The organism is Promicromonospora kroppenstedtii DSM 19349, from assembly GCF_000515355.1.
GTDB lineage: Bacteria > Actinomycetota > Actinomycetes > Actinomycetales > Cellulomonadaceae > Promicromonospora > Promicromonospora kroppenstedtii.
The window spans coordinates 15,098-19,986 of record NZ_KI911619.1 but is presented as its reverse complement, the minus strand read 5'-3'; the positions used below and the strand labels follow the sequence as shown (position 1 = coordinate 19,986).

The window sequence follows — 4,889 nt, the reverse complement described above, 5'->3', positions numbered from 1 at the left end:
GAGCTGGGCGCGCTGCCCGCCGTCGTCGGCGCGGGGCTGTTGGGGACCGCCGCGTTCACGGCCCTGGCGCTGCTGCTCGCCGGGACCTTGCGCGCCGAGGGCGTGCTGGCCGTGGCCAACCTGGTGCTGGTGCTGCTTACCGTAGGCGGCGGCGTGCTGCTGCCCGCGCAACAGCTCGCGGGACCGCTGTCGCACGTGGCGGTGCTGCTGCCGTCCGGAGCGCTGGGCGAGGCGATGCGCGGCGCACTGCTGTACGGCGCCGTGCCCCCGTTCTCGGTGGTGGTGCTGCTGGCCTGGACCGCGGCGCTGGGCGCGGGCGCGGCCCGGCTCTTCCGCTGGCACTGAGCTCGTCCGCCGGCACCGCCGGGAAACTACTTACCGCACACGCATACCCGACCGGTATGACCTTTTCGTGAGGTTGGCGGGTGAAATTTGCCCATTTAGGGTTCACTTCACCTACATTCCCCAGGGAGGCAGCGTGACTTCCACTCACAGCAACCGTCGTCGGCTGATCGTCGGTGCCGGTATAGCGATCGCCCTCGCGGCGGCTCCGGCGGCAGCGGCCATGACCTCGGCGGCACCGGACGAGGCGCCCGCGCCCGTCGCGGGCGCGCTGATCGAGGACTCGTACATCGTGGTCCTCAAGGACAGCGATGTCAGCAGGAAGCAGGTCCGGAGCGCGGCGAGCAGCCTCGTGCAGGAGTACGGCGGCGAGGTGCGTCACTCGTACACCAACGCGGTGCGCGGCTTCTCGGCGTCGATGTCGGCGGAGCAGGCCGAGCGGCTCGAGGCGGACCCGTCCGTCGCGTACGTGGAGCAGAACCGGGTGATGACCGCGTCCGACACGCAGTCACCGGTCCCCTCCTGGGGTCTGGACCGCATCGACCAGGAGGCCCTGCCGCTCGACGACTCCTACACCTACGGGAACTCGGGCTCGGGCGTGACGGCGTACATCATCGACACCGGCATCCTGAACAGTCACGAGGACTTCGGCGGCCGCGCGGTCAGCGGCACCGACACCGTGGACGGCGACGACGACGCGACCGACTGCGCGGGCCACGGCACGCACGTCGCGGGCACCGTGGGTGGCTCGGCCCACGGCGTCGCCAAGGACGTCTCGCTCGTCGGCGTGCGCGTGCTGGACTGCTCCGGCTCGGGCAGCTTCGACGGCGTGATCGCCGGCATCGACTGGGTCACGGCCGACCACGAGGCGGGCGATCCCGCGGTGGCCAACATGTCCCTGGGCGGCGGTTTCTCGCAGGCCGTGAACGACGCCGTCTCCGCGGCCGTCGCGGACGGCGTCACCTTCGCGCTGGCCGCCGGCAACGACTACGCCGCCGACGCCTGCGACGGTTCGCCGAGCTCCACCCCCGAGGCGATCACGGTGGGCGCCACCGAGGACACGGACGCCCGCGCCGTGTACTCCAACGTCGGCACCTGCGTGGACATCTTCGCGCCGGGCACCGACATCACGTCGGCCTGGTACACCGGTGACAGCGACACGAACATCATCAGTGGTACCTCGATGGCCACGCCGCACGTCGCGGGCGCCGCTGCGCTCGTGCTGGGCGGCAACCCGAGCGCGACGCCGGCCGAGGTCGGTGACGCCCTCACCGGCGCCGCGGTGCAGGACGCCGTGACCGACCCGGGCACCGGTTCGCCCAACCTGCTGCTCAACGTCAGCGGTCTCTGACCGCCCGACTCCTCCTCGTCACGTGTCAGGCGCTCAGGTCACCCCGGTGATCTGAGCGCCTGACACGTCTGTGGCGTTCCTGACAGGTAGTCGGCAAAGAATCACACCTGGTGCGGGACCGGTACGGAAGGCGGCGCCGCCGACGGGCACTAGCGTGGGACCCGTGACCGCACCCGCCGCCCCCACCTCCTGGATCGACGCGCTCCCCGGCCGCGTGGACCGCTTCCGGCACTGGACCCGCGCCGTCCTGATCGCGAACCTGGTCGGCCAGATCGGCATCATCGGGACCGGTGGCGCCGTGCGCCTGACCGACTCCGGCCTGGGCTGCTCCACCTGGCCGCAGTGCGAGCCGGGCAGCTTCACACCGGTGTTCCACGAGGCCACCACCCTGCACCCGTACATCGAGTTCGGGAACCGCACACTGACGGGCGCCCTGGGTGTCGTCGCGGTGCTGCTGGCGGTGCTGGTCTGCACGGACCTGAAGCGCACGGCGTCGTACCGCATGCTCGGCCTGGTGCCGATCGTGGGTGTGATGATGCAGGCGCTGATCGGCGGCATCGTGGTGCTGCTCCACCTGCACCCGGGCTGGGTGTCCCTGCACTTCGGTGTCTCGGGTGCACTGGTCGCGGTCTCCCTCTACATACTGCACAGGCACGGCGAGGGCGACGGAGCCCCCCGCCTCGTGGTGGCGCCGCAGGTGCGCAACCTGGACTGGGTGCTGGCCGGGCTCACGGCCGTCGTGGTCGTGCTCGGCGTGCTGACCACCGGTGCGGGCCCGCACAGCGGCGACGCCGAGGTGGGCTACCGCATCGCCGTCGACCCGGCGCTCCTGACCAAGTGGCACGCTGCCGCGGTGTGGGTGTTCCTGGTCGCCCTGGTCGCCTTCCTCGTGGTGGTCCGGCGTGGCCCGGCCGAGGTGCGCCGGGCGGCCGTGACCCTGCTCGTCATCACGCTGGCGCAGGGCCTGATCGGGTACGTGCAGTACTTCACCGACCTGCCCGAGCTGCTCGTCGGGCTGCACATGATCGGTGCCGCCACGCTGATCGCCGGGACGACGCGTGTGTGGCTGACGACGCGGGAACGCGCCGTGACAGCGGTCTGACAGTCCCGTGCGAGCGGGCCGCCGCACGCTGGGGGCATGAACACGAACGCGATCGAGGCACAGGGCCTCGTCAAGATCTTCGGCGACAACCGCGCCGTGGACGGCGTCGACCTCACCGTCCGTACAGGGACCGTCTACGGGGTGCTCGGGCCCAACGGCGCGGGCAAGACCACGACCATCCGCATGCTCGCGACCCTGCTGCGGCCCGACGGCGGCGAGGCCCGCGTCTTCGGCCACGACATCGCCCGCGAGGGTGCCGCCGTCCGCTCCCTGATCGGCGTGACGGGCCAGTACGCGTCGGTCGACGAGACGCTGAGCGCCACCGAGAACCTCGTGGTCTTCGGGCGGCTGCTCGGGCTCTCCGCGCGCGCCGCGCGGGCCAAGTCGGCCGAGCTCCTGGAGGAGTTCTCGCTGACCGACGCCGCCAGGCGACCGCTGCGCAACTACTCCGGTGGCATGCGCCGCCGGCTGGACCTGGCGGCGAGCCTGATCGCCCGGCCGCCGCTCATCTTCCTCGACGAGCCCACGACCGGCCTGGACCCGCGCACCCGCAACCAGATGTGGGACACCATCCGCCGCCTGGTCGCGGGCGGCTCCACGGTGCTGCTCACCACCCAGTACCTCGACGAGGCCGACCAGCTCGCCGACCGCATCGCGGTCATCGACCGCGGCACGGTGGTCGCCGAGGGCACCGCCGACGAGCTCAAGTCCACCGTCGGTGCGCAGTCGCTCCAGGTCGGGCTCGCGGAGGCCGACGACCTCGGCACCGCGCTCAGCCTGGTGCAGCAGGTCTTCGGCGCCGCGGGCGTCGTCGCGCCGGAGGGGCTGCGTATCACCGTCCCGGTCCCGCACGCCGAGGCCGTCGCCGACCTGCTGGTCCGGTTCCGGGACGCCGGGGTGTCGATCGACTCCGTGAGCCTGGACAAGCCGAGCCTGGACGAGGTCTTCCTCACCCTCACCGGCCACGCGGCGTCCGACGACGGTCCCGCCGTCGGCAGCACCGAGAACACCCGCAACGACACCGAGAAGGTGACCGCATGAGCACCGCGACCCTGGCCCCGGCGCCGCACACCGCCACGATCCAGCCCGCCCGGGTCGGCCTGGCCGCCACCGTCTCCCAGTCGTTCACCATGGCCTACCGCGGCCTGCTCAAGGTCCGGCACACCCCCGAGCAGCTCATCGACGTGACCTTCCAGCCGATCATCTTCACGCTGATGTTCACGTACCTGTTCGGCGGCGCGGTCTCCGGCAGCGTCGGTGCCTACCTGCCGCTGATCATCCCCGGCATCCTGGCGCAGACCGTCATCACGGCGTCCGTCGTGACGGGCGTCCAGCTCCGCGAGGACATGGACAAGGGCGTGTTCGACCGGTTCCGTTCCCTGCCGATCGCCCGCATCGCGCCGCTGGCGGGGGCGCTGCTGGCCGACACCGTCCGCTACGTCGTCGCGACCACGATCACGTTCCTGACCGGCCTGGTCATGGGCTGGCGTCCCGGCGGCGGCTTCGGCGGCGTGGTGCTCGCCGGCCTGCTCGTGATCGTCTGCGCCTGGGCGCTGAGCTGGATCTTCGCCTACATCGGCGTCATCGCGCGCTCGGCCACGTTCGTGCAGGGCGTCTCGTTCATGGTCCTGTTCCCCCTGACGTTCCTGTCCAACGCGTTCGTCGAGGTCGACACCCTGCCGGGCTGGATGCAGGCATTCGTGAACGTGAACCCGGTGTCGCACCTGGTCTCCGCCGTGCGCACGCTGGCGAACGAGGGCCTGGTCACCGCCGACGTCGGCTGGACGCTGCTCAGCGCTGCCGTCGTCGTGGTGATCTTCGCGCCGATCGCGGTCCGGGCCTACCTCCGCAAGGCCTGACCGCGCTGCCGCCACGGCGTCCGGCCACCGAACGTAGGGGTGGTCGCTCCTTGAGGGCTCATGGAGCGACCCTCCCTACGTTCACCGGCTCGACCGTCGTCAGCCGCTCGAGCGTGGTCAGGGCGTGCTCCGCCAGGGTCTCGCGCGGGATCGCGGCGATACGGGCCCGGGCGGCATCCACCGCCTCGGCACCGTGCCGCTCGGCAGCCGCCGCGACGACCGGCGCCCGGCGCAG

At 71.7% G+C, this 4,889-nt stretch carries 4 protein-coding genes and 1 pseudogene; all 5 read left to right on the top strand.

The genetic code is table 11. From position 1 onward, the window contains the following. Nucleotides 1-345: pseudogene (locus PROKR_RS04730) on the top strand (ABC transporter permease); the annotation flags it as partial. A 133-nt stretch (nt 346-478) separates the two neighbouring features. Continuing rightward, the gene (locus tag PROKR_RS04725) at nt 479-1,693 is read left to right on the top strand and encodes a S8 family peptidase (protein WP_051432672.1); all 1,215 of its coding nucleotides are present in this window, start codon (nt 479-481) and stop codon (nt 1,691-1,693) included. A 163-nt stretch (nt 1,694-1,856) separates the two neighbouring features. Further along, nucleotides 1,857-2,795 carry a COX15/CtaA family protein gene (locus PROKR_RS04720; RefSeq protein WP_036960040.1) on the top strand — a complete coding sequence of 313 codons (939 nt, stop codon included), beginning with the start codon at nt 1,857-1,859 and terminating at the stop codon, nt 2,793-2,795. Between the two features lie 36 nt (nt 2,796-2,831). Continuing rightward, nucleotides 2,832-3,836 (top strand): daunorubicin resistance protein DrrA family ABC transporter ATP-binding protein, encoded by a 1,005-nt coding sequence (locus tag PROKR_RS04715; RefSeq protein WP_036960039.1) that lies wholly within the window; start codon nt 2,832-2,834, stop codon nt 3,834-3,836. Beyond that, nucleotides 3,833-4,654 (top strand): ABC transporter permease, encoded by an 822-nt coding sequence (locus tag PROKR_RS04710; protein WP_036960038.1) that lies wholly within the window; start codon nt 3,833-3,835, stop codon nt 4,652-4,654. Before PROKR_RS04715 ends, PROKR_RS04710 begins: the two co-directional genes overlap by 4 nt. The last annotated feature ends 235 nt before the right edge of the window (nt 4,655-4,889 follow it).